Annotated in this window: 24 protein-coding genes, 1 pseudogene and 1 riboswitch; of the genes and pseudogenes, 2 read left to right on the top strand and 23 right to left on the bottom strand. The window is 39.3% G+C overall.

Annotated elements, in window-relative coordinates; all coding sequences use genetic code 11:
- Window positions 1–140: 140 nt before the first annotated feature.
- The 9 genes from FLK20_RS05720 to FLK20_RS05680 all read right to left on the bottom strand — a co-directional run bounded on the left by FLK20_RS05720 (window position 141) and on the right by FLK20_RS05680 (window position 6,995).
- A complete protein-coding gene (locus tag FLK20_RS05720) occupies window positions 141–665 on the bottom strand; it encodes a DUF308 domain-containing protein (protein ID WP_152655589.1) in 525 nt (174 codons plus the stop codon).
- A 201-nt stretch (window positions 666–866) separates the two neighbouring features.
- Window positions 867–1,304, bottom strand: a complete 438-nt coding sequence (locus FLK20_RS05715; protein ID WP_152655588.1) for an NUDIX hydrolase — start codon at window positions 1,302–1,304, stop codon at window positions 867–869.
- A 403-nt stretch (window positions 1,305–1,707) separates the two neighbouring features.
- Entirely contained in the window at window positions 1,708–2,238 is a 531-nt protein-coding gene (locus FLK20_RS21850; RefSeq protein WP_227994863.1) for a hypothetical protein, read from the bottom strand.
- A gap of 121 nt (window positions 2,239–2,359) precedes the next feature.
- Complete coding sequence (locus FLK20_RS05705; RefSeq protein WP_152655587.1) at window positions 2,360–2,908, bottom strand: GNAT family N-acetyltransferase; 549 nt, start codon at window positions 2,906–2,908, stop codon at window positions 2,360–2,362.
- Between the two features lie 42 nt (window positions 2,909–2,950).
- Window positions 2,951–3,667, bottom strand: a complete 717-nt coding sequence (locus FLK20_RS05700) for a hypothetical protein (RefSeq protein WP_227994862.1) — start codon at window positions 3,665–3,667, stop codon at window positions 2,951–2,953.
- Between the two features lie 19 nt (window positions 3,668–3,686).
- On the bottom strand, window positions 3,687–4,742 hold the full coding sequence (locus FLK20_RS05695) for a DNA glycosylase AlkZ-like family protein (protein WP_152655585.1): 1,056 nt from the start codon (window positions 4,740–4,742) through the stop codon (window positions 3,687–3,689).
- Window positions 4,743–4,773: 31 nt separating this feature from the next.
- Window positions 4,774–5,262, bottom strand: a complete 489-nt coding sequence (locus tag FLK20_RS05690; RefSeq protein ID WP_152655584.1) for a DinB family protein — start codon at window positions 5,260–5,262, stop codon at window positions 4,774–4,776.
- A gap of 86 nt (window positions 5,263–5,348) precedes the next feature.
- Window positions 5,349–6,293 (bottom strand): helix-turn-helix transcriptional regulator, encoded by a 945-nt coding sequence (locus tag FLK20_RS05685; protein ID WP_152655583.1) that lies wholly within the window; start codon window positions 6,291–6,293, stop codon window positions 5,349–5,351.
- 36 nt (window positions 6,294–6,329) lie between these two features.
- Window positions 6,330–6,995 (bottom strand): HAD family hydrolase, encoded by a 666-nt coding sequence (locus tag FLK20_RS05680; protein WP_152655582.1) that lies wholly within the window; start codon window positions 6,993–6,995, stop codon window positions 6,330–6,332.
- A gap of 156 nt (window positions 6,996–7,151) precedes the next feature.
- Between FLK20_RS05680 and FLK20_RS05675 the strand changes: the two genes are divergently transcribed.
- Both FLK20_RS05675 and FLK20_RS05670 read left to right on the top strand, forming a co-directional pair.
- A complete protein-coding gene (locus FLK20_RS05675) occupies window positions 7,152–7,706 on the top strand; it encodes a nucleotidyltransferase family protein (protein WP_152655581.1) in 555 nt (184 codons plus the stop codon).
- 146 nt (window positions 7,707–7,852) lie between these two features.
- Window positions 7,853–9,361 (top strand): alkaline phosphatase, encoded by a 1,509-nt coding sequence (locus tag FLK20_RS05670; protein WP_152655580.1) that lies wholly within the window; start codon window positions 7,853–7,855, stop codon window positions 9,359–9,361.
- 137 nt (window positions 9,362–9,498) lie between these two features.
- Here the strand turns inward: FLK20_RS05670 and FLK20_RS05665 are convergent, their stop codons facing one another.
- The 14 genes and pseudogenes from FLK20_RS05665 to FLK20_RS05605 all read right to left on the bottom strand — a co-directional run bounded on the left by FLK20_RS05665 (window position 9,499) and on the right by FLK20_RS05605 (window position 20,054).
- Window positions 9,499–9,840, bottom strand: coding sequence for a VOC family protein (locus FLK20_RS05665; RefSeq protein WP_152655579.1), 342 nt, complete (start codon window positions 9,838–9,840; stop codon window positions 9,499–9,501).
- An 82-nt stretch (window positions 9,841–9,922) separates the two neighbouring features.
- Window positions 9,923–10,288, bottom strand: a complete 366-nt coding sequence (locus FLK20_RS05660; protein WP_227994861.1) for a hypothetical protein — start codon at window positions 10,286–10,288, stop codon at window positions 9,923–9,925.
- Window positions 10,257–10,382, bottom strand: coding sequence for a hypothetical protein (locus tag FLK20_RS22095; protein WP_255473809.1), 126 nt, complete (start codon window positions 10,380–10,382; stop codon window positions 10,257–10,259). Before FLK20_RS22095 ends, FLK20_RS05660 begins: the two co-directional genes overlap by 32 nt.
- A 109-nt stretch (window positions 10,383–10,491) precedes the next feature.
- Window positions 10,492–11,061: a DUF4256 domain-containing protein gene (locus FLK20_RS05655; protein ID WP_152655578.1), complete on the bottom strand. Its 570-nt coding sequence runs from the start codon at window positions 11,059–11,061 to the stop codon at window positions 10,492–10,494.
- A 273-nt stretch (window positions 11,062–11,334) separates the two neighbouring features.
- Complete coding sequence (locus FLK20_RS05650; protein ID WP_152655577.1) at window positions 11,335–12,357, bottom strand: ThiF family adenylyltransferase; 1,023 nt, start codon at window positions 12,355–12,357, stop codon at window positions 11,335–11,337.
- Window positions 12,347–13,117 carry a thiazole synthase gene (locus FLK20_RS05645; RefSeq protein WP_152655576.1) on the bottom strand — a complete coding sequence of 257 codons (771 nt, stop codon included), beginning with the start codon at window positions 13,115–13,117 and terminating at the stop codon, window positions 12,347–12,349. Before FLK20_RS05645 ends, FLK20_RS05650 begins: the two co-directional genes overlap by 11 nt.
- Window positions 13,118–13,121: 4 nt before the next feature.
- A complete protein-coding gene (thiS, locus tag FLK20_RS05640; protein ID WP_152655575.1) occupies window positions 13,122–13,325 on the bottom strand; it encodes a sulfur carrier protein ThiS in 204 nt (67 codons plus the stop codon).
- Window positions 13,322–14,458, bottom strand: coding sequence for a glycine oxidase ThiO (gene thiO / locus FLK20_RS05635; RefSeq protein ID WP_194165538.1), 1,137 nt, complete (start codon window positions 14,456–14,458; stop codon window positions 13,322–13,324). Before thiO ends, thiS begins: the two co-directional genes overlap by 4 nt.
- A 2-nt stretch (window positions 14,459–14,460) precedes the next feature.
- Window positions 14,461–15,078: a thiamine phosphate synthase gene (locus tag FLK20_RS05630; RefSeq protein WP_370453167.1), complete on the bottom strand. Its 618-nt coding sequence runs from the start codon at window positions 15,076–15,078 to the stop codon at window positions 14,461–14,463.
- Window positions 15,079–15,189: 111 nt separating this feature from the next.
- A riboswitch (TPP riboswitch) is annotated at window positions 15,190–15,285 on the bottom strand.
- A gap of 119 nt (window positions 15,286–15,404) precedes the next feature.
- A complete protein-coding gene (locus FLK20_RS05625) occupies window positions 15,405–16,271 on the bottom strand; it encodes a class I SAM-dependent methyltransferase (protein WP_227994860.1) in 867 nt (288 codons plus the stop codon).
- Between the two features lie 131 nt (window positions 16,272–16,402).
- Window positions 16,403–16,591 (bottom strand): annotated as a pseudogene (locus FLK20_RS22215) (phosphopantothenoylcysteine decarboxylase domain-containing protein); the annotation flags it as partial.
- A gap of 137 nt (window positions 16,592–16,728) precedes the next feature.
- Complete coding sequence (locus tag FLK20_RS05615) at window positions 16,729–18,438, bottom strand: YeiH family protein (protein ID WP_152655572.1); 1,710 nt, start codon at window positions 18,436–18,438, stop codon at window positions 16,729–16,731.
- 168 nt (window positions 18,439–18,606) lie between these two features.
- A complete protein-coding gene (wrbA, locus tag FLK20_RS05610) occupies window positions 18,607–19,218 on the bottom strand; it encodes an NAD(P)H:quinone oxidoreductase type IV (protein WP_152655811.1) in 612 nt (203 codons plus the stop codon).
- Between the two features lie 230 nt (window positions 19,219–19,448).
- Entirely contained in the window at window positions 19,449–20,054 is a 606-nt protein-coding gene (locus tag FLK20_RS05605) for an alpha/beta hydrolase (protein ID WP_152655571.1), read from the bottom strand.
- Between the last annotated feature and the right edge of the window lie 65 nt (window positions 20,055–20,119).

The following is a 20,119-nucleotide window of genomic DNA, read 5'->3' as shown; positions in this document are numbered from 1 at the left end:
AAAAAGGCGGAAATCTATTTGGAATAGCAAATAGACTTCCGCCTTTTTATCTTCTATAAACCACAGAAACAGAGAAGCTATGTATTAGCCCTCTCTGTTGTGTTTTAGCATCTATTAGTCTCGATTTCTCTCCTATATATCTATCTATTATTTTCTCTCTTTTGAAAATGCCCGACAATTTCAGAGATTCCTATACATGTCAAGATAATTCCAAAAGCTTGAAATAGTATGAGTGTACTTTGGAAAGGATTAAAAACAAGGACTGCTCCTCCGACCATGAGCAGGATACAAAAAATAGTCCAGCCGGTACTCTTTGTATTCAAGGCTACAATCAGGTGCATTAGTCCATTGATGATAATCGCTAAACCTAGTAAAAAAGGTAAAATCGAGAAAAGTGTCGGAGCAAAATAAAGAAAGATAGCCGCCAATATAATCAAGATAATACCACCAGCTAACCCTATCCCATAAGAACCGGTCTGCTTTTTAAATTGATAGTTCTGATATATTTTAATCACACCTAGTAAGGTTAAATACCCGGCAATCAAATAACCAATAAAATGTAGAAAACCATTTGGGTTAATAAAAATAGCCGCTCCAATGAATATAAATATAACCGCCCGGAGAATCGCATGACGTTGAAAGTTTTCTTTGAAATCCTTGATCATTTCGTATTACCTCCTTTATGTCTTTTTATTATTTTAATGTAAAAATTGTTTTTTTACTATATAAACAGATTTAAATATTTACATTCCACATCTAGCATTTTTTAATACATCTACATTCTACAAAGAACCCAATCAAAAGGCAGAAATCTATTTGCTATTCCAAATAGATTTCTGCCTTTTGATTTTCTATAGAAGTTCATATTAAAATTCCACACACACATAAAGTGGATGCTTGTTTTCGTCCAGATAATGCTCAATCCTTTCTCTAAAATTCCTCGCCTTCACCATTTCCAAAGCCTGCTCAACAGGGAAAAATTCAACGTCTAAGCTTTCTGATGTAGTTGTGAATCCCCCGCCAACCGGTTTAGCTAAGAATAGTGTATTGCAAATGGATCTATTTACATTTTGATATATTCCACAAAACTTTAAAATCTCTACATCAATCCCGGATTCTTCCTTCGTCTCCCTGATAGCAGCTTCCCTGATGGATTCTCCTTCCTCCACTTGACCTCCAGGCATTTCCCAGCCTCTCCTTGGACCTTTAATTAATAAAAGCTCATTGTTTTCATTGCGGACGATTGTTGCTGCAGATATGATATGCTTGGGTGGTGCGAAGGTTTCTGATTTATTTTGTCCCAATAATCTTCCTCCACATCCAAATTCTTATTAAATATTAACACTATTTAAAAGAGTTCTTGAGTAAAACCCAATCATTGCTATATGTGATATCTGTCCAATCTGTTTTTTTATTCTTCTCCATGTTCAGGTCGCAAAAATAGTGATTTGTTAATGATCGACGATATATCCATTTGTGGGTATTCATGTTGTATAAGTTGGTAAACCTCCCGAACGATACTTTCCAGTTCACTTAAGGAGGTTACAGAGTCACCCAGAAAAAAAGATTCCAGACGAGCAGATATATTTCCAGGAGCTATAGTCATTAACTCCAATGTCTGCTTCTGCCATTTAAAAGCAGGATGATGCACATATTGTTTATTTAAGCCAGATAGCATTCCCATGATGTTTGTTTGAACATCTGTTATTACCTTATGTCTTTACGATGCAGCAAAGCCGCCCGATTCGTCCAGCTGTTACCTAAAAACATGTATTCTTTGATCATTGCAATACTTAATTCATCAGGATACTTTTTTACCCTTTCCTTCAACTGTTTAATAAGTGCTCCGCCACTCAGTGTTACACCGTCATGTACAGCAGCCACAAGACATTGTTTATAGACATCCGGATTAAAGGACGTAACGACATCATCTATAATGTTTTTCATACTGTTCGTTAGAAAATTACTTATTTCTAATTTTATCCCTTCAGCAATATAGGTTTCTGACCATTCCTCTTCTTCGTAAGGGTAAAAATCAATAATATTCCCTTCCAGCTTGTTAATAGGCATTTTTCTATCCTCATCAGTCGGAGATTTATTCCAAAAAATAAATAGCTCAATATCTGAATAAGAATCATGCCAATTTCTGGACACCGATCCGCCTAATAAAACAGCATCTACTTTTGGGTTTAATTGATACACTTTTGCGGCTTTGTATGCTAGAATATTTAAATTCATCTTATCACTTCCATACAGTACTAAATAATCTTGTTCACTCTGTTTTATTAAGTGTTTTAATAACTTCTGACGTACAACCGTACAGTTATTCCTTTTATCCTATTCGGCATCTGTCAAATTACTATCTGTCTATGAACTTTCCCATCAGCACTGTATTATAGTAATTTTCATCCGATAACCTTTTATCTTTTTTTAATACACCTTCTATTTCAAATCCATACTTTTCATATAATTTTATCGCTTTATCGTTCGTTTCAAGGACGCTCAAACTTATTTTCTTCAGCCCATTGAGTTCAGCCCAACGAATAGATTCTTTTAAAAGATTTTGGCCAATAGCATATCCCCAATATTCCTTGAGTACACATACGCCAAATTCCACTTGATGAGAAGTTCTTTTTAATGTATTACCTTCACACCTTGAAAACCCTGTAATTTCTCCAGCCACTTCAGCCACTAAAAATAAATTATTCATACTTTCAGCGTCATTTTTGATAATATATCTAAAACCTGCTTCATCTATGTAGGCCTCTCCTCTCTCCCTATCCATGTTTTCTGTTTCTCCATCAATTTGTAATCTTATATCGGATAACCTTTTGGCATCTTTTTCTGCGGCAGTTCTTATTAAATAATCTATGTTTTGAACATGATATCTGCTCTCGTCAACTATCATAACAACTCTCTCCATTCATCCTATGTATTGAATTATCCATCCTCAAAAATAATACGGATTTTGAATTTTACTATCTCCCCATTTCTTCACAGCCATACGATACATACCTTTCGCATGAATATGATCATGCCAGATAAACCTTCTTAATACCTTCCGAAGTGACCACTGCTCGCCATAACTGCCATGAAATATTTTATTTTCCAAAAAGCTGCTTCCTTCTTCCATCGCTTCTAAAGCCAGAACTCTATTATGATAAATATGATCTACATTATCTATCCTTACGCCAATTTCTCCCGCATAGTAATTTGTAACACCGTTCGTATGTACATACATCTCTTCAGACGTTCTCGGCACTGTTCCATAAAAGGATTTTCGGTTCGGCAAGGAAGTATATGCCTTATCAGGAACAGAATCATAAAGCAGTTGAAAATCATGCGCAGATTTTAATACCCGATTTTTTAATATTTCATATTCCTCTTCTGACAAGGCAGCTTGTTCTGACAAAAAAATCACATCCGAATCCGCTTCATGTATATCCAGCTTGCTCTCTTGTGATTGAACAACAACAGATTCAACCACATCCGTTTCAGGATAATCTATCCCGGCCCATCTGCAATACCTTTTAATCTCAGCAGGAAACTTAGAGAGCGCTTCTTCACGCTCTCTGCCCCTTGTGTATGCTCCCGGAAAACTCTCAGAGTACATTAAATATCCTTTATCGTTATATTCCAATACAATATTATTCCTTATCAGCCCCACTCCCATTATCCTCCTTTTCTTAGCAGATCTGTTCTCCATTAAAACGCAAAATACAGCTTGTCTCCACGGAATAGCCAGCTCTGACGGCAGAAATGATTTCTTCTTTCCTTGTTTCTGTTTCTTCTTCTCCAAGACAAAGCACAATATCCTCGATATCATGTGGACCAATCCGCCAATGCCCAAGCACCGCTCCTTTAAATTCCCCGTCAATCAGAAGATACTGGAGAACTTCTTTTCCTTTAAACTGCTCTTTCAGTTTATCTAAATCTGCTCTGACCAGAAAATCGGATTTATCCAGCATAAACACAGACTGGGGGATTTCTTCATCCGTTAGTTGTAAATCTTTCTTCTGAATAAATCCTTCCCCAAGCTCTTCCACTTCTATTTTTATTATTGCTTCTCTTTCCATTAATACGGTTAAAGCGCTCTGTATCGTTTTGCGCTTCAATTGCGTCCAGCTTTTCATTTGATCTAAAGTGGCAAATACTGCTGCATCCAAAAAGCGCAGCAGCATTTCCGCTGCGGCAGGAACTGTATCCTCCTGCAATTTTACTTCCGGCCACTCTGTTTTAAAATCAAACCAGCCTGTATTCCAATCGGTATCAACCTGCGATTCATAGACTAAAAAGGCCTCCTGCAATCTTTTTAAAGCAGCAGTGATTTCTCTTGCTTTAAAAGGCAATTCCTCTTTTAACTGCTCCTTTGATATACCGCCAGATTGCTGAATCATGGATGAAACCGCTTCCTTAAGCATCGTTGTTTTTTGAATAGGCTTTCGGAAAATAGCACTGTATAAATCTAGATCTTCTTCCAGGACATATCCGATGCGTCCACCCTGAAAGCGGCCTTTTACCAGCAGTTGTTTTTTTCGTAAGTCTTCTGCCAGAAAGGTATCATTAAAAACTGTCCGACGTACCAGCTTTGGGGCTTCACCGGGACGACTGTTAAAAACCGGCGCTATCGGCTGCAATTTCTGAAATAACTGTTTATATGCTTCTATATCATGACTATCCTCAAGCGGCGCTGTTAATCTTTGTCTTTGCAAGCGTTCACAAATTATTTTTCTCTTATTCAAATAGGATTCCCCCAGTCATCTTCCTTATCTCTTAAACGTAAAGATCAAACATATTTATATCGTAACCCAGTTGCTTTAAATAGTTAAAGAACTGCGCCCGGTGATGAAATAAATGAGAAACATCCTCCACAAGCCAATGCGCCTGTATTGCACCCTCTTCTAAATAAAATGGCTTCGTCTTTTTCGTCAAAAATTCCTCGTCTGATAAGGACAGCATATAAGCTTTATACTTATCGAATCCCTTGTTCATTGCTTCCATCATCGCCTCTGCTGATTCCAGCTGTTCATACCCTGCTTCCACGTTTTGAATTGCTTCCTGGTCTTTTTCCTGCCAGAGATTTAAGCCCACTTCCGGTGCAGAAACAATATGTCTGGCAAGCTCCCCGAGACTGCGCATATTTTCTGCCGGACGGTAACTCCAATCCTTTTCCTCCACCTTTTTCAATAATCCCTCCATAGACCGGATACCAACTTCTAATTCAGCCAATAATTCGTCTCTTAAAATAGATACAGCATGCATGACACTCATCCTTTCGTTATTTTTTCTACCCTAACGTACCATGGAATCATGACAAATCCTGTCATCATTGATAAAGGTATTGAAAATTAATTATATTTCTCCAGCAGGTTTTTCAGTTTTCTTTTCAGAGAGGCTACTGCTGCTTCCGGTTCTAATACATGTGCCTCCTCTCCAAATGTCCATATCAATTCAACAAAAAACATTAGCTCAGACTCAGGTATATCCATGTTCACCCAGCCCGTCCCATCCTCACGTTCCTGAACATTCCGTTCCAAATGCCGATCCGACATCGCACGCCGAACTCCCTCTCTTGTCAATTCCACCAAAAAGGTAATCGGATTAGAAACTTCGGATTCTGACAGCTCTATCCAGTCCATAATAGATTGGTATGGCAGCTCCTGCCCTTTTCCACCTGTATGTACTGCTTTTCTAATCCGGTCCGCCCGGAATAAACGGATATCCTTGCGCAGAAAACAATAGGCAGGACAATACCAGAAGCCATTATGGCTGTACAAGCCGATGGGCTGAATGGTTCTCTCTTTTATTTCCTTTTGACTGTCGTATTGAATAACTACTGTGGATTGATCTACCGCTGCATGTAATAATACATCCAGTTCGTTTGCTGTCTGAACACGGCGGGGATTCCAAAAAACAATCCGGTCCTTCATGGTATCAATACGCAGCTTCGCATCGCTCGGCAGGTAGCTGTATAGTTTCTTTAAAACATAACCGATTTCTGTTTCAAAGGGGAGAGAGCCTACAAATTGCAGCGATTGAAAAGCAAAATAAAGTGCAATCGCCTCAGACTCTTTTAATAAAACAGGCGGCAGCATCCGCTCATTCAATACATAATAGCCGCCATCCGCACCTACTTCTGAATAAAGTGGAACCCCCAGCTCACTCAATTCATCCAAATCTCTGAGAATCGTACGGTAAGAGACATTAAATTCCTCTGCCAGTTCTCTCGCTGTAAATTTTCGTTTTGCATTTACTGTCATCATTAGTTCGATTAAACGTTTTGTTTTGGACATGATGCTGCCTCCATTTACGTGAAAGATAGAGATTGATTAAGGGACAGGTTTCTCTGTTAAAATCATGCTTACCTGCTTCAGACTGTCTACAATAAATGCAGGCTTTTCATCATTCAGCTCTTCCAGCGATCCATATCCATATGTAATACCAATGGAATCTATGCCAGTTTTATTGGCTCCAATCAAATCATGCTTCCTGTCACCAATCATAATAAATTCTTCCAGCCCATATTCTGAGTAATTGTCAATAATGTACTGGATAATCTCTGCTTTTGCAGATCTTGTCCCATCCAGGTTGCTTCCTGCAATAATATCAAAGTACTCACTGATTTGGAAATACTCCAGTATTTGCTCTGCGAAAACAGTCGGCTTTGATGTTGCAACTGCTAAGACAAACCCTTGTTCCTTCAGAAATTGTAATACTCCTGACGTATCAGGATATAACGTATTCTCAAACATCCCTTTTTCTTTAAATCTTTCCCGATATAACTGAATTGCTTTTTGCGTTTTCTCTTCATTAAAATGGTAATATTCCGTAAAAGAATCCTGCAAAGGCGGACCAATAAAGCATTCCAGCTTATCGAGATCAGGTTCCTCAATTCCCATTTTGTCTAATGCATATTGAACTGACTTTGTTATACCTTCTTTCGGATCAGAAAGTGTCCCGTCTAAATCAAAAAGGATGATTTTGTATTTACTCATAGAAACTTCCTCTCTATTTCATTAGTTAACTTCATATGCCTTTTATTTTACCATTTATTTTATAATTCGAGATTCTCATAGAACCTTTTATCCAAATTTCATTCAGACTGATTTTCCTATACAATAAAAGTAGACAAATAGGGAGTTGAAGCACGTATGGCGGAATTAGAAGACAGATTAATAACTATTATCAAAGAAGACAGCTATATTATATCGATTTTACAAGCGGTTGAAAAATTACAATTGAATGATTGCTGGGTTGCTGCAGGGTTAATTAGAAGTAAAGTTTGGGACACCTTATACGAGTGTCATACTAAAATAAACGATATCGATGTCATTTATTTTGATCAGACCGACCTTTCCACGGAAACAGAGAAAAGATTAGAAGCAAAATTAGAAAAAATGATGCCTGGACTGCCCTGGTCTGTAAAAAATCAGGCTCGAATGCATATTAAAAATAGCAACCCACCTTATACCTCTTCCTTTGACGGTGTTGCTCATTTTCCTGAAACACCTACTGCGGTTGCTGTGCAGATGTGTCATCAGGAAATAAAAATAATAGCTCCCTATGGTTTGGAGGATTTGTTTCAAGGCGTTGTCAAGCCAACACCTTACTATATAAAAGGGGTAGAACTGCATTCCGTTTATACAGAGCGGATGCAAAACAAAAAATGGGATACCCTTTGGACAAATTTAGAAATTGAATATTAGTTGAAAAACTTCTTTCATCAATCTAATCACTTCCTTTCCATCATATAAAAAACAGAAAATTACACACTATTTACATTCTATTCATCCTCAGTTAAAGTTTCCCGCCTACAATGAGATTAGGTTCCATTTTGAAGGAGGATGAAAGAATGATTAAAAAGCTCGGAGTAGCTGCGTTAAGTGCGGGACTGATTTTTTCAGGAGCCAGCGCGACAGCAGCAAGTGCAGACGGGAACAGCCAGGTGAATAACAACAGTAACAATGGAGAGGAAGCGAAGAATATCATTTATATGATTCCAGACGGCTTTAACGATGATTATGCAACAAATTATCGGCACTATAAGGGAGAGGATGCAGTATGGGATAACCATTTAAAAGGGATGTATTCTACATATTCCGCTGATTCCAATATTACAGACTCTGCAGCAGCAGGTACAGCAATGTCAACAGGCGTAAAAACGAATAATGGCATCATTGGATTGGATCCAGAAGGTAATCCACTGCAGACGATTTTAGAAGCTTCACAAGATCAGGATAAGTCAACAGGGCTCGTCGCTACTTCGACGATTACACATGCAACGCCAGCAGCTTTTGGGGCGCATGTAGATGACCGGAATAAGGAAACAGAGATTGCCGGGCAGTTAATAGATAATGAGATTGATGTGTTACTAGGCGGCGGGAAAAATAATTTCCTTCCAGAATCAGAAGGCGGAAATCAGGCAGAAGCGAATGTACTCCAGCAAGCGGAAAAACAAGGTTATCAGCTCGTAGAAAATCGCAATCAATTGCTTGAAGCAGATATCGATTTAGAGAACGAAAATTTATTGGGTTTATTTGCAGATGATGCTATGTCACCTGAACTGCACCGTAATGCGGAGGAAGAACCGAGCCTTGCGGAAATGACGCAAACTGCTATCGATACACTAAAAAATGATGAAGACGGCTTTTTCCTTATGGTAGAAGGAAGTCAGATTGACTGGGCAGGTCATGATAATGATGCAGTATGGGCAATGACAGATGTAGAGGCATTTGAAAAAGCAGTTCAAGAAGCGATTAACTTTGCTGAAGCAGACGGTAATACATTAGTCGTTATTGGCGGAGACCATGAAACAGGCGGGATGACTGCAGGAGCTAATGGTTCAGGAACTGCAAATCCAGAGCTGCTTCACGGTATCACAGCAATCGGGGCGAATATCGCTGAAGAATTAAATGAAGATCGCTCTAACGTTAGTGAAGTCGTAAGTAAATATACAGATATGGAATTTTCAGAAGAAGAAATTCAATCGATTCAGGAAGCGGAAGATCCAAAAATAGCAATCAATACAGTAATCAGCGCGAAGGCCAATGTCGGATGGACAAGCACGAATCACACAGGAGTCGATATCCCGGTCTACGCATATGGTCCAGGAGCTGATAAATTTTCAGGGCATCATGATAATACAGATTTACCTAAAATCATCGCTGAATCTGCAGGAATTGAATTTGGTGGAAAAACCAGTCAAAATCAGTCTGAAGAAACTGCATATACTGTAAAGCCTGGAGATACACTATTTGAAATTGGTCTGAAATATAATTATTTATGGACGACACTGCAGGAGATAAATCAATTTCCAAACCCACATTTGATTTATCCAGGGGATGAAGTGCATGTAAAATAAGTATTTTACCAAAAAATAATCACAGCTTATAAATCCTTTTGAAAACCCCTGTGAATTCGAGTTTTATCAAATACTCGGTTATTCACAGGGGGTTTTTGAATATCTTAAACTTCCAGGAAAGGAGTTAAATTTTTATTTTACTCAGACAAAACCTCCACAGTAAATCCACCTGGGGCTTTCACATAAAAAGTATATCCATGAGATTCAATGGGAGAATCTACTTCATAACCATCCTCTTTCAACTGTTTATTTATTTGATTCACTTTCTCTCTGCTTTCTTGCGGAAATCCAATGTGAAAGGTTTTTGGATATTGAACATCTTTCCCTTTCATCAGTGTCAAAACGAATTGATTATCGTCAAACATAGCTGCAAATCCTTTTCCACGACTGTTCACACATGTCATTTCAAAGTATTTCTCCAGAAACTCCCGTGCAGCTTCCACATCGTTTACCATCAGATTTAAATGACTTAACTGCATACAATCACCTCTTTATATTAATATAATCTTCATTTTTGAAATAATAACTATTTAACAAGTACACTTGAAACAAGAGTAAACTCTAAACAGAGCGATATTTTTTCACAGAGAAAAAATAACTAATACCGCCAATCATCCAGAATGGCTCCCAAAACGCCAATCTCCAAAAGGTTGCATGGGCTTCTAAGTCCATATCTAAAACAGCAAATGCACTCATTGAAATAGTGATAAAATTTAAGAATCCATATAAAAATAAGAATACCCCTGCAGCCTTTGTAATGTAGTAAAGCACCTTAGAGATAGCAGCATTTTCCCATGAAACCAGCAGCATTAACAGTAATAACACACCTAATAATTTCACAAAACCCGTCAGCCATACAATCAGAATAAAGGAACGGTCTGGATTAAGAGGCATCTCATAGATTGCTCCACCCAGAGGATCTGACACCAAACATGCCGCCCGTTGCCCAATAAAAGCTCATACCTGCAAAAATAACCGTCCAAATAACCCCAAAAATAAGCCATCCTTTATTAACTCGCAAATAAATGCTCCTCTCTGCATAGCTATCCTTTGTGCAGGAATAAAAAAGAATCAAGAACTGTTGGTTTACATACATTCCTGATTCTCCATATCCTTTCACCTGTTTACAACTACACTCTTAACAAGCCCCGAAACCCTCTGGAACCATAATAAGATTCCGCACCGTTATGATACACGAAAACATGCCCAAAACGGAAATCGCAAAAGAGCGCGCCGCCTAGATTTCTAATGCCCTCAGGCGTCTGCACCCATGTCGATGTTTTCGTATCAAATGTTCCGAGCTTTTGAAGCTCTCGATATTGGTCTTCTGTTAAAATCTCAATACCCATTTCTGCTGCCATATCTACCGCATTATTTTCCGGCTTATGCTTCTTCCTCGATTCCAGCGCCGCACGATCATAGCAAACACTCCTGCGTCCTTTAGGACTTTCTTTCGAGCAGTCAACAAAGATATACTCTCCACTTTCTTCATCATACCCAACCACATCAGGCTCTCCTTCCGTTCTCTCCATTTCATAGAGAGAGCCTAATTTTTCCGGATTGCTTTCCAGTTTTGTTTGAATCTGCTCCCAGTCAAGGTTTTGATGACGATCCATATTTTTCTCAAAACGTGCTTTTAATTTGTTCAGCAGTTCTTCCTGTTCATTTTGAGAGAGCTCTTTTATATTTTCTGTTGTCATACCTATTCTCCTTCATGTTTTATTATTAAGACAATTTCATGTTTCTTATTTATTCATTATTATATCCATATAGGTTAATAATTTCATTTCTTATCAATAGATTTTTAGTTTAAATTACATACCGTTTTCACTACTATTCTTTAGAGAAAGAAAAAAATCGCCCATGAAAACATGGAACGATGATAAAGGCTAAATAATGAATAAAGCCAGGATACTATATTGATTACTTTTTTATCTAAAAAGAATATCTGCGTTGTCTTACTTCAGTACTTTTCACCCCAGATAGCGATGATAAACATTTTTCGCCTCCAGCTGATCCATCGTTCCATGAACCAGTGCTCTTCCGTCCTGAAAGAGAACAATACGGAAGGAATCCACTTCAAATGAAAGCAAATAAGGATTTTGAAACAGCTTAATTTGTTTATTCTTTTGCAGCTCTTTTGCTACCTCATCCAAATCTGTTTGTTTACGCTGCGGACGCAGCTGGACGGTATTTCTCCCGCATAACACAGCTGATTTCAAACGGGAATCATAGGCTAAGTTTGGATAGCTCCTTTTCTCTGAACACGATGGACAATCCGCTTTACGCAAGGCATCTACTTCTATTTCTGTATGCTCATTTTTCCAAAGGTCAAAGGAAATAAGCCTTCCTGATAAAGCTGCTTCATTACCTGTTAACAGCTTTAAGGCCTCTGTTACTTGCTGGGACACAACCCTTTGCACAACGGGCTGAATAATACCAACACTGTCACAGGTAGCACCATTAGCTGGTATATATTCTTGCAGACATTGCAAGCAAGGCGTTTTATCAGGAAGTACGGTAAAGGTTACTCCATAGCTTGCTACAACAGCTCCGTAAATCCAAGGCTTCTGATACTTTTGCGCGATATCATTCAGCAAAAGCCTTGTATCAAAATTATCCGTAGCATCAATGATTAAATCTGCTTCAGGTGCAATTTGCCTCAGTAAATCTATCTCGGCATCTCCGACAATCGCGTCTATCCTGACATGGCTATTCACTTCAGAAAGTCTTTGTTTGGCAGCAATCGCTTTGGGCGTTTTTTGCTTCATATCCTTTTCACTAAATAGCTGCTGCCGCTGCAAATTACTTTCTTCTACATAATCCCGGTCAATTAATGTCAGATGACCAACACCCGCACGAGCTAATGCTTCCGCGCTACTTGATCCGAGTGCACCTGCACCGACAATCAGCACATGACTCTGGTTCAGCTTTTCCTGACCGTTCTCTCCTATTGGTGCAAATAATATTTGACGGTGATAACGATTAGTTTCCAACACTAATCCCTTCCTCTGGGCTGCTGGCTACAGCATAGTCTTTCCGGGGAATTCTTCCTGCTTCATATCCAAGTCGTCCAGCCTTCACTGCATATTTCATTGCTTCTGCCATTTTTACTGGGTCATCCGCTCCGGAAACGGCTGTATTCAATAAGACACCATCTGCTCCCAATTCCATTGCATAAGCTGCATCAGCCGGCGAGCCGATACCTGCGTCTACAATAACAGGCACTTTCGACTGTTCGATAATAAAAGAAAGATTTAACGGATTAATAATACCTTGCCCGCTTCCAATCGGAGAAGCTCCAGGCATCACAGCATGTGCTCCTGCTTCCTCCAGTTTTTTTGCTAATACAACATCATCTGATGTGTAAGGAAGCACGGTAAAACCTTCTGCTACCAGTTCTTCTGTAGCTTTTAATGTCTCGACGGGATCTGGAAGCAATGTTTTATCACAGCCTATGATTTCCACCTTCACCATATCACATCGTCCCGAAGCAGCAGCTAATTTAGCAATTCGCACCGCCTCCTTTGCATCCTTCGCCCCTGCTGTATTTGGCAGAAATGTATATTGATTCACATCAATTTTTTCTAAGAAATTTGGCAGGGAAGGATCATAAATATTCATCCTTCTTACCGAAAAAGTAAGTACCTCTGTCTCTGATTGATCTACCGCCTGCTTTTGAATATCGAAATCAGGATATTTACCTGTTCCTAAGAATAAACGAGATTTAAATTGATAGTTTCCAACTTTAAGCATTTGCTTAGCCTCCTCCTACAAAATGAACAATCTCAACTTTGTCTCCATTTTCTAAAATTGCTTTTTCATGCTCTTCCTTCTGTAATATTTGCTGATTATGCTCGATAATCAACGGTTTATCCTCCAATTCCAGAAAATCAATTAAACCTTTAATGTGCTTTACATCTTCCCGCACCTCTAATCCATTGCCATTCACCATTATTTTCATTTTGACTCACCTGCCTTTTCCCGTTTATTGCTTTGACGGTCTACACGAAAGCGATCGTAATAAAAAGGATTAACTGGCTTTTTCTCTATTAAGTCTGCCATATAGATTCCCGTAATCGGTGATAATAATATGCCATTCCGGTAATGCCCCTTTGCCACATATAAGCCTTTAACACCCGGAATCTCTCCCAGGTAGGGCAGCTCATCAGCCGTCGCAGGTCTTACTCCTGCCCAAAAACTGCTTATCCTCGCTTCTGCCAGCTGTGGAACCATTTTCTGTGCCCGCGATAGTAGCCTCTGAACACTTGCAGCATGGACATGCTTATTCGTTTTACCAGCTATGGAAGATGCGCCGACAATCACTTTTTTTCCTTGTTTTGGAACAAGATAACAGCCTTCCATCCAAAGTGTAGATCGAAATAATTCCTGATCCAATTCCAGCAGCAGACATTCACCCTTCATAGGAAGTGTGCCATAATCTTCAGGCAACAGCTCATCCCCAAATGCTCCCGTTGCAATAACGACTTGATCAGCATAATAAGCTGCCTCTATTGTCCGGACCCCCTGAACCGTTCCATTTTCCACCAGCAGCCCGCTTACTTTTTCCTGCTCCTGCAAAACTGCACCATGATGGCAGGCTGCCAGCGAAAATGCTTTTGTCAGATGACAGGCAGAAACCTGACCATCATTCGGCAGATAAAGAACAGCATGAAGATTCTCTGTTAATCCGGGTTCCATCTGTCTTGCTTCTTCTCGTGACAGCAAATAAGCAGGGTTACCCTCTTCTCTCTGAAATGCGGCAATTGTTTTCAGTTTGCTGTACTGCTGCTGATGAAAGGCAAGCTTCATGATTCCCTTATGAATATACTGAATATCAATTCCTGATTTTTCATACAGCTCTTCTGATAAGTCTTTAAATAACGCCCTGCTCTCCTGTGCAAATTGGAATAGAGGGCTCCTCTCTGTAAATTCTCCTTGAGCACCTAACATTCCAGCCGCCGCACTTGATGCCTCACATCCAATATGATTTTTTTCCAGTATCAGCACCCGATAACCTCTTTTAGCCAGCTGATATGCAATGGAACAGCCGATTACTCCACCACCTACAATGATTTGATCAAACTGATTCTTCACCTTCACCCACCTTCCCAGGTCTCCAACACTTCACGGTAAGCTTCAGCAATTTGTACCGGATTATCCACCACCCAAATACCAGACATTACCGCTACCCCGGCTGCTCCTGCCGTAATCACTTCTTTCGTTCGTTCAGGAGTAATTCCGCCAATAGCGTATACCGGTACAGCTAATACACCGGTAACTTCCCGAAGCTCAGCTAATCCTCTAGGCTGCTGATCAGGCTTGGACCTGCTGGGATAGATATGGCCATACAGCACATAATCCGCTCCTTCCCTTTGAGCCTGTTCCGCTTCTGGTAAGGAATGGACAGATTTCCCCGCGAGCAGTGCAGGGAAGCTATCTTTCACAAATGAAACAGAAGGGCTATGATATGCCAGCTGGATACCTGCACACTGCTTCATTACCGCAATATCAGCCCGGTCATTAACAATTACTTTCGCTAATGGAAATCCGATATCTTCTAATGCTTCGATGATTGCCAGTATATCTTTCGCTGTCTTATCCTTTTCTCTGATATGCAAATAATCAATCTCTCTATGAATCCGCTTTACTATTTGCAAGTGCTGTTTTGAAAAATTTCCATCGCTGATAACATGCAGCTGTTTGCCCATTTCCATTATCCCTTCCTTCCATTGCTCCAGGGCCGGCGAAGAACATGAAAAGGCCACTTATCCTATCTGGATAAGTGGCCCTGATTATATAAAAATTCATCGATCGAATGATATATCGTCATGTTCCTGCCACTTCCCTACGCTAGTGCTAACCAGATCAGGTTCAAAGGGTCCGAATATTCGTCTCAGCCAAAGGCTCCCCCAGTGTTGACTATTTAATTTTCGAGTTACAACTAAAGAATAACATATAATTTTTTATTTTCAAAGATATTTTTCAGATGGTTTGGAGACATTCAAAGATAATAGCTCTTCTATTTTTTCTCCATAAGGCATTAACCTTTTTTCGAAACAACAAATATTTCTGCAAAATCATTTACGATTGTTGTTTGAGGATCATGCTTCACATCATACCTCATCTTCTCTAACCCTTCTTGATAATCGTGATCATCAATCAACGTTAATATAGATATGTCTCTATTCTCTGCATATCCCACATAATCAGATACTTTGATTTTTCCTAACCGATATTTTACCTGTATATCTACGATAAACTCTCTTCTTGAAAGCTCATTAAAAAGCACTCCCTTTTCCCAAAACCTTTTTAAATCCTCATAATAAGCTGTTGGAAAATAGTGATAGATCCACCACTTTTTCATATCATGGATAGCAATATTATGCAGTTTGTATACACCGTTCTTCTTTAAAACACGATAAATTTCATCAAGAGCTGCTTCTTTATTTAAGAAATGATGAAAAGCATAGTTATTTGAAATGTAATCAAAACTTTCATTTTCGTAACGCATATTTTCAGCCTGACCATGGACGAAAGAGACATTTTTTAATTTGCTCATTGCCTTTATTAACATATCCTCTGATGCATCAAGCCCATGCCAGCAGATATTTCTTTTATCAAAATATTTTATTTGATGATCGAGATAAAGCCCTGTTCCGCATGCTAAGTCTAACACTTGGTACATTGATTTAGGATGGTTATCAAAATACTCCTTCAAATCATTATCAACTTGAATTTCATCTAATCGATACTGGTTGTTCTCATACTTATCAGCAATTTTTGAGTAATCCGTGATTTTCATATCATTTATACCCGCCTTTTGATTATTGGAAAGAAAATAATTGGTTAATATGGTGCACAATGGCAGTTGCTGTTTCTTCTTTACCGGAATACGCAAAGACTTCATGGTTATGATTCATTATATAATGTGGTGTTAAAGCCGAGTATAAAGATTCCGAAGAATTAGCTACCATAAAATCAGCGCCCGATGTGACCATTCGCAACTTTGCCTTTTCTATAAGCGTCTAATTGTAAGTTTTGAGTATTAACTGCATCCGGTTTATCAGCGAAATATCCATGCAGGTATGTAACGTTGGCTCCTTTTAATAATGCTTCCTCTGCAATCTTTTTTCCAATGGTGCCTTTCGCTAAATTCGTATGACCCCGGACATTATCCCATTTTTCCAGACAGCCGCCACTGGTGATCAGCACATTTTTGTGGAACATTCACTTCCTCCTTTTCCATACTTCTTATTATTTTAACTTTTCTATTACACTGAATTATTATCTCTCAACATATCATTAAAAAAATTCCCTATTGCTACTTTTTAACAATAGGGAATCGGTGCATGTGTATCTTTCTTCTATTCTGTCAATCCCTCAATCTCCATCACTTCAATCGTTGCTGTACCATTATCCATCAGCTGTGCTTCTGCCTCGATATTATCCCCCTGTTCCAGAAAGATTGCCAGTGGAGACTTGCTGGCATTAACAGTATAAATCGTTGTATCGTCTTCAAGCAAGAATTGAATAATCTGTCCCTGCTCTGTCGAATTCACAACCACACGGCTGACAGTTCCTTGAACAGTCTCAGTGACAGTGTCATCAGTAGCTCCTGTATTTCCAGGATCCTGCAGCAGAGCCATCCGATAGGCATCCAGCGCAGCATTAGCGGTATCGCCAAACACGGCGAAATCTGAATCATTCGCTTTAATGTAGGCATATTGCTTATGCAATCCGTTCGGGTCCAGTACATTGACAACCCAGGTTGGATTTCCGTCAATATTGTACAGCACTGGCATATAGCCTTCCCATTTCTTCTCCGGGAATTCCTTATTAACGATTTGCTTCGCTCCTTCACTATCCATAATACCATTGTTCTTCTCACCGCCATAATAGGTCAGCTCTCCGGTCCGTGCATTGACTAATGTATAACCTAATGCCGAATCAATATTTTCCTTCGGGGAAGTCATATCGGTAAAGTAAAACATATTGCCATTCTCGTCAAACATCGGTGTAACACCGGATTCTGTGCCAGATTGGTTAGGCAGCTTCACATCTCTCTTGCCAAAGACACTGTTTAACCAGCCATGAACATATTTCCCATAATAGTCATTCGTTAACGTAGCCATTTCTGAGCTTACAGATCCTTCAATAAAGTCTGGAGCCTCATCTGTTTGGTAGGCATTCATTTCACCAGTCACCGGATCAATCACCACAACCTGAAGCTTATCCAGATTTGGTTTATTTGTAATATGCATCGGCTTGTAAATGGTTTGCACATACCATGGCTTTCCAGCATCATCCACTTCTATTTGTGCCTCTCCACTTTGTATATATTGCGGAAACTTATTATAAATTACGCGCTGCACATATTTATGAAAATAACTGGAATTTGTATATTCCATAGGCTCCTCTTCAAACGTTGGCTGCGCATTCACATCTGTTGCTGAAATCGTAAAATATCCTGCTGTTTCTTTCCCACGGATAAACTTCCAAAAATCGGCGAATTCAACAGGGGCAACGTAAACAATTTCATCTCCCACCTGCTGTACCTGTAACTTGCCTAAGTCATAGAATTGAGCATTTGGCACAACACTCATTGCCTTTTGAATCTTATTACGTGCAAATTCAGGGGCAACTGTAATCGGTGTTTCATCCTTAGATAATGGCTTTGCCTCAGCCTCTTCCTTTACAGTGATGGTATTGTGCGCATTATCCAATACTGTAAAACCTGTAATGATTACAGCGATAAATAATAACAGCCCTAACCAAAAAATGCTGAATAATGGTATTAATAGCTTTTTCTCCATAAAATTTTTCGGCTTTAATATTGCCGTCAAAACCGGTATAAGGACCATAGCTGTAATTAAATTAATCAATAGCATATTCGGAATAGTAATAGCCGGCATCATAAAATAGTTAATAACAGCTAAAACGATAAATCCAAAAATAAATAATCCAAAAGCAAATTTCAGCACCCGTCCCGTTTGTACAGATGAAGTAACAGCTGCTATAACTGCTCCGAGTACATATAATATCATACTAATTAAAGTTGCTAATAAAATTCCCATTCTCTGCTCTTCCTCTCTCATTGCTGCATCTATATTTACGATAAAGCATACAGAAAGGATTCATTTTTATGTAAGTAATCATCGGCATTGCCCGACTCTTCTCCCATTAACAAAAAAAGACGGCCTCCTCCAATTAGAAAGAGATACCATCTTCTTCAATATAATCAATTATTGATTTCCTTTTTTAACCCATTCAGCAGCTGTAACTGTACGCTGTGCCTGATGTTTTACAGCAGCTTCAACATCTTCAACCATTTTTCCGTTTTGATCCACAGTAACACTTGTACCATAAGGGTTTCCGCCAGCTGCAAATACAGATTCATCAGAGTAACCTGGAGGTACAATGATAGCTCCCCAGTGCATCATGCTTGTGTATAATGATAGGATGGTTGCTTCCTGACCGCCATGCGGGTTCTGTGCAGAAGACATCGCACTGACTACCTTATTAACTGTTTTTCCGCTGGCCCAAAGTCCACCTTGAAGATCCAGGAATTGTTTCATTTGTGAAGCCATGTTTCCGAAACGTGTAGGCACACTGAAAATAATGGCATCTGCCCACTCCAGATCTTCTGAAGTTGCAACTGGAACGTCTTTTGTTGCTTCTACCGTTGCTTTCCATGCTGGATTTCCTTCAATTGCAGACTCAGGAGCTAATTCCTGTACTTTTAACACTCTTGCTTCGGCACCATTCGCCTCTGCTGCTTCTGCTGCCCATTTTGCCATTTGGTAGTTGGTACCACCCATACTGTAAAAAATAACTGCTACTTTTGTGTTTGACATCTTTTCCATCTCCTTTGATTCATTTGATTTTCCAAATAATTTATTTAAAAATCCCATTGTTACACCTCATTATAAGTATGAATAATTTACTGCCCTTCTTTGCCAGAACCACCTCCCCTACCTGAAAATAAATCCTTTCCAAGAGCTGATTGTTCTTTTTATGCCTCATTACTGCATTTTCTATACCAATATAAACATTGGAGTTAATTCACTTGCTTCCTCTCACTGCCTTACTTTAATTGCTCATACCATCTGCCGGCAGCATCTACCTCTTGCATCGTCAATTGATGTCCCTGGTCTTCCCAATGAATCTCTACCTCTGCATTCGCTTTTTCTAATAAGGATTGCAGTTCTTTAGATTCTTCCGGTGAACAGATTGGATCATTGGTTCCTGCTCCAATAAATACAGATTTCCCGGATAAGTCAGGTAGATCCATCCCTCTTCTCGGCACCATCGGATGATGAAGAATAGCACCCTTTAAGGCATCCCGATAGTGGAACAATAAGCTTGCTGCAATATTGGCTCCATTAGAATAGCCGATTGCAATGACATTATCTCTGTCAAAGCCATGCTCTTTTGCCGCTTCATCAAGAAATTCATTTAGTTCCTTCGTGCGGAAAATAAGGTCTTCTTCATCGAATATCCCCTCTGCCAGCCGCTTAAAGAAACGAGGCATGCCATTTTCTAAAATATTTCCACGGACACTCAATACAGAAGCATCTTCATCAATTCTTCCTGCGAGAGGCAGAAGATCTAATTCATTCCCGCCTGTTCCGTGCAGCATAAGAAACGTTGGTTTATTGGGATTATTTCCTTTTTGAAATATATGTTTCATTCTTTATCCTCCTTCATCGCACTTACCTCTACATACAGGCGGCAAGATTTGTATATCGTTTTCTG

The organism is Oceanobacillus sp. CFH 90083 (genome assembly GCF_009389585.1).
Taxonomy (GTDB): Bacteria; Bacillota; Bacilli; order Bacillales; family Amphibacillaceae; genus Oceanobacillus.
Note: the sequence above shows the minus strand (reverse complement) of the source record. Positions and strands in the feature narration are given on the sequence as shown.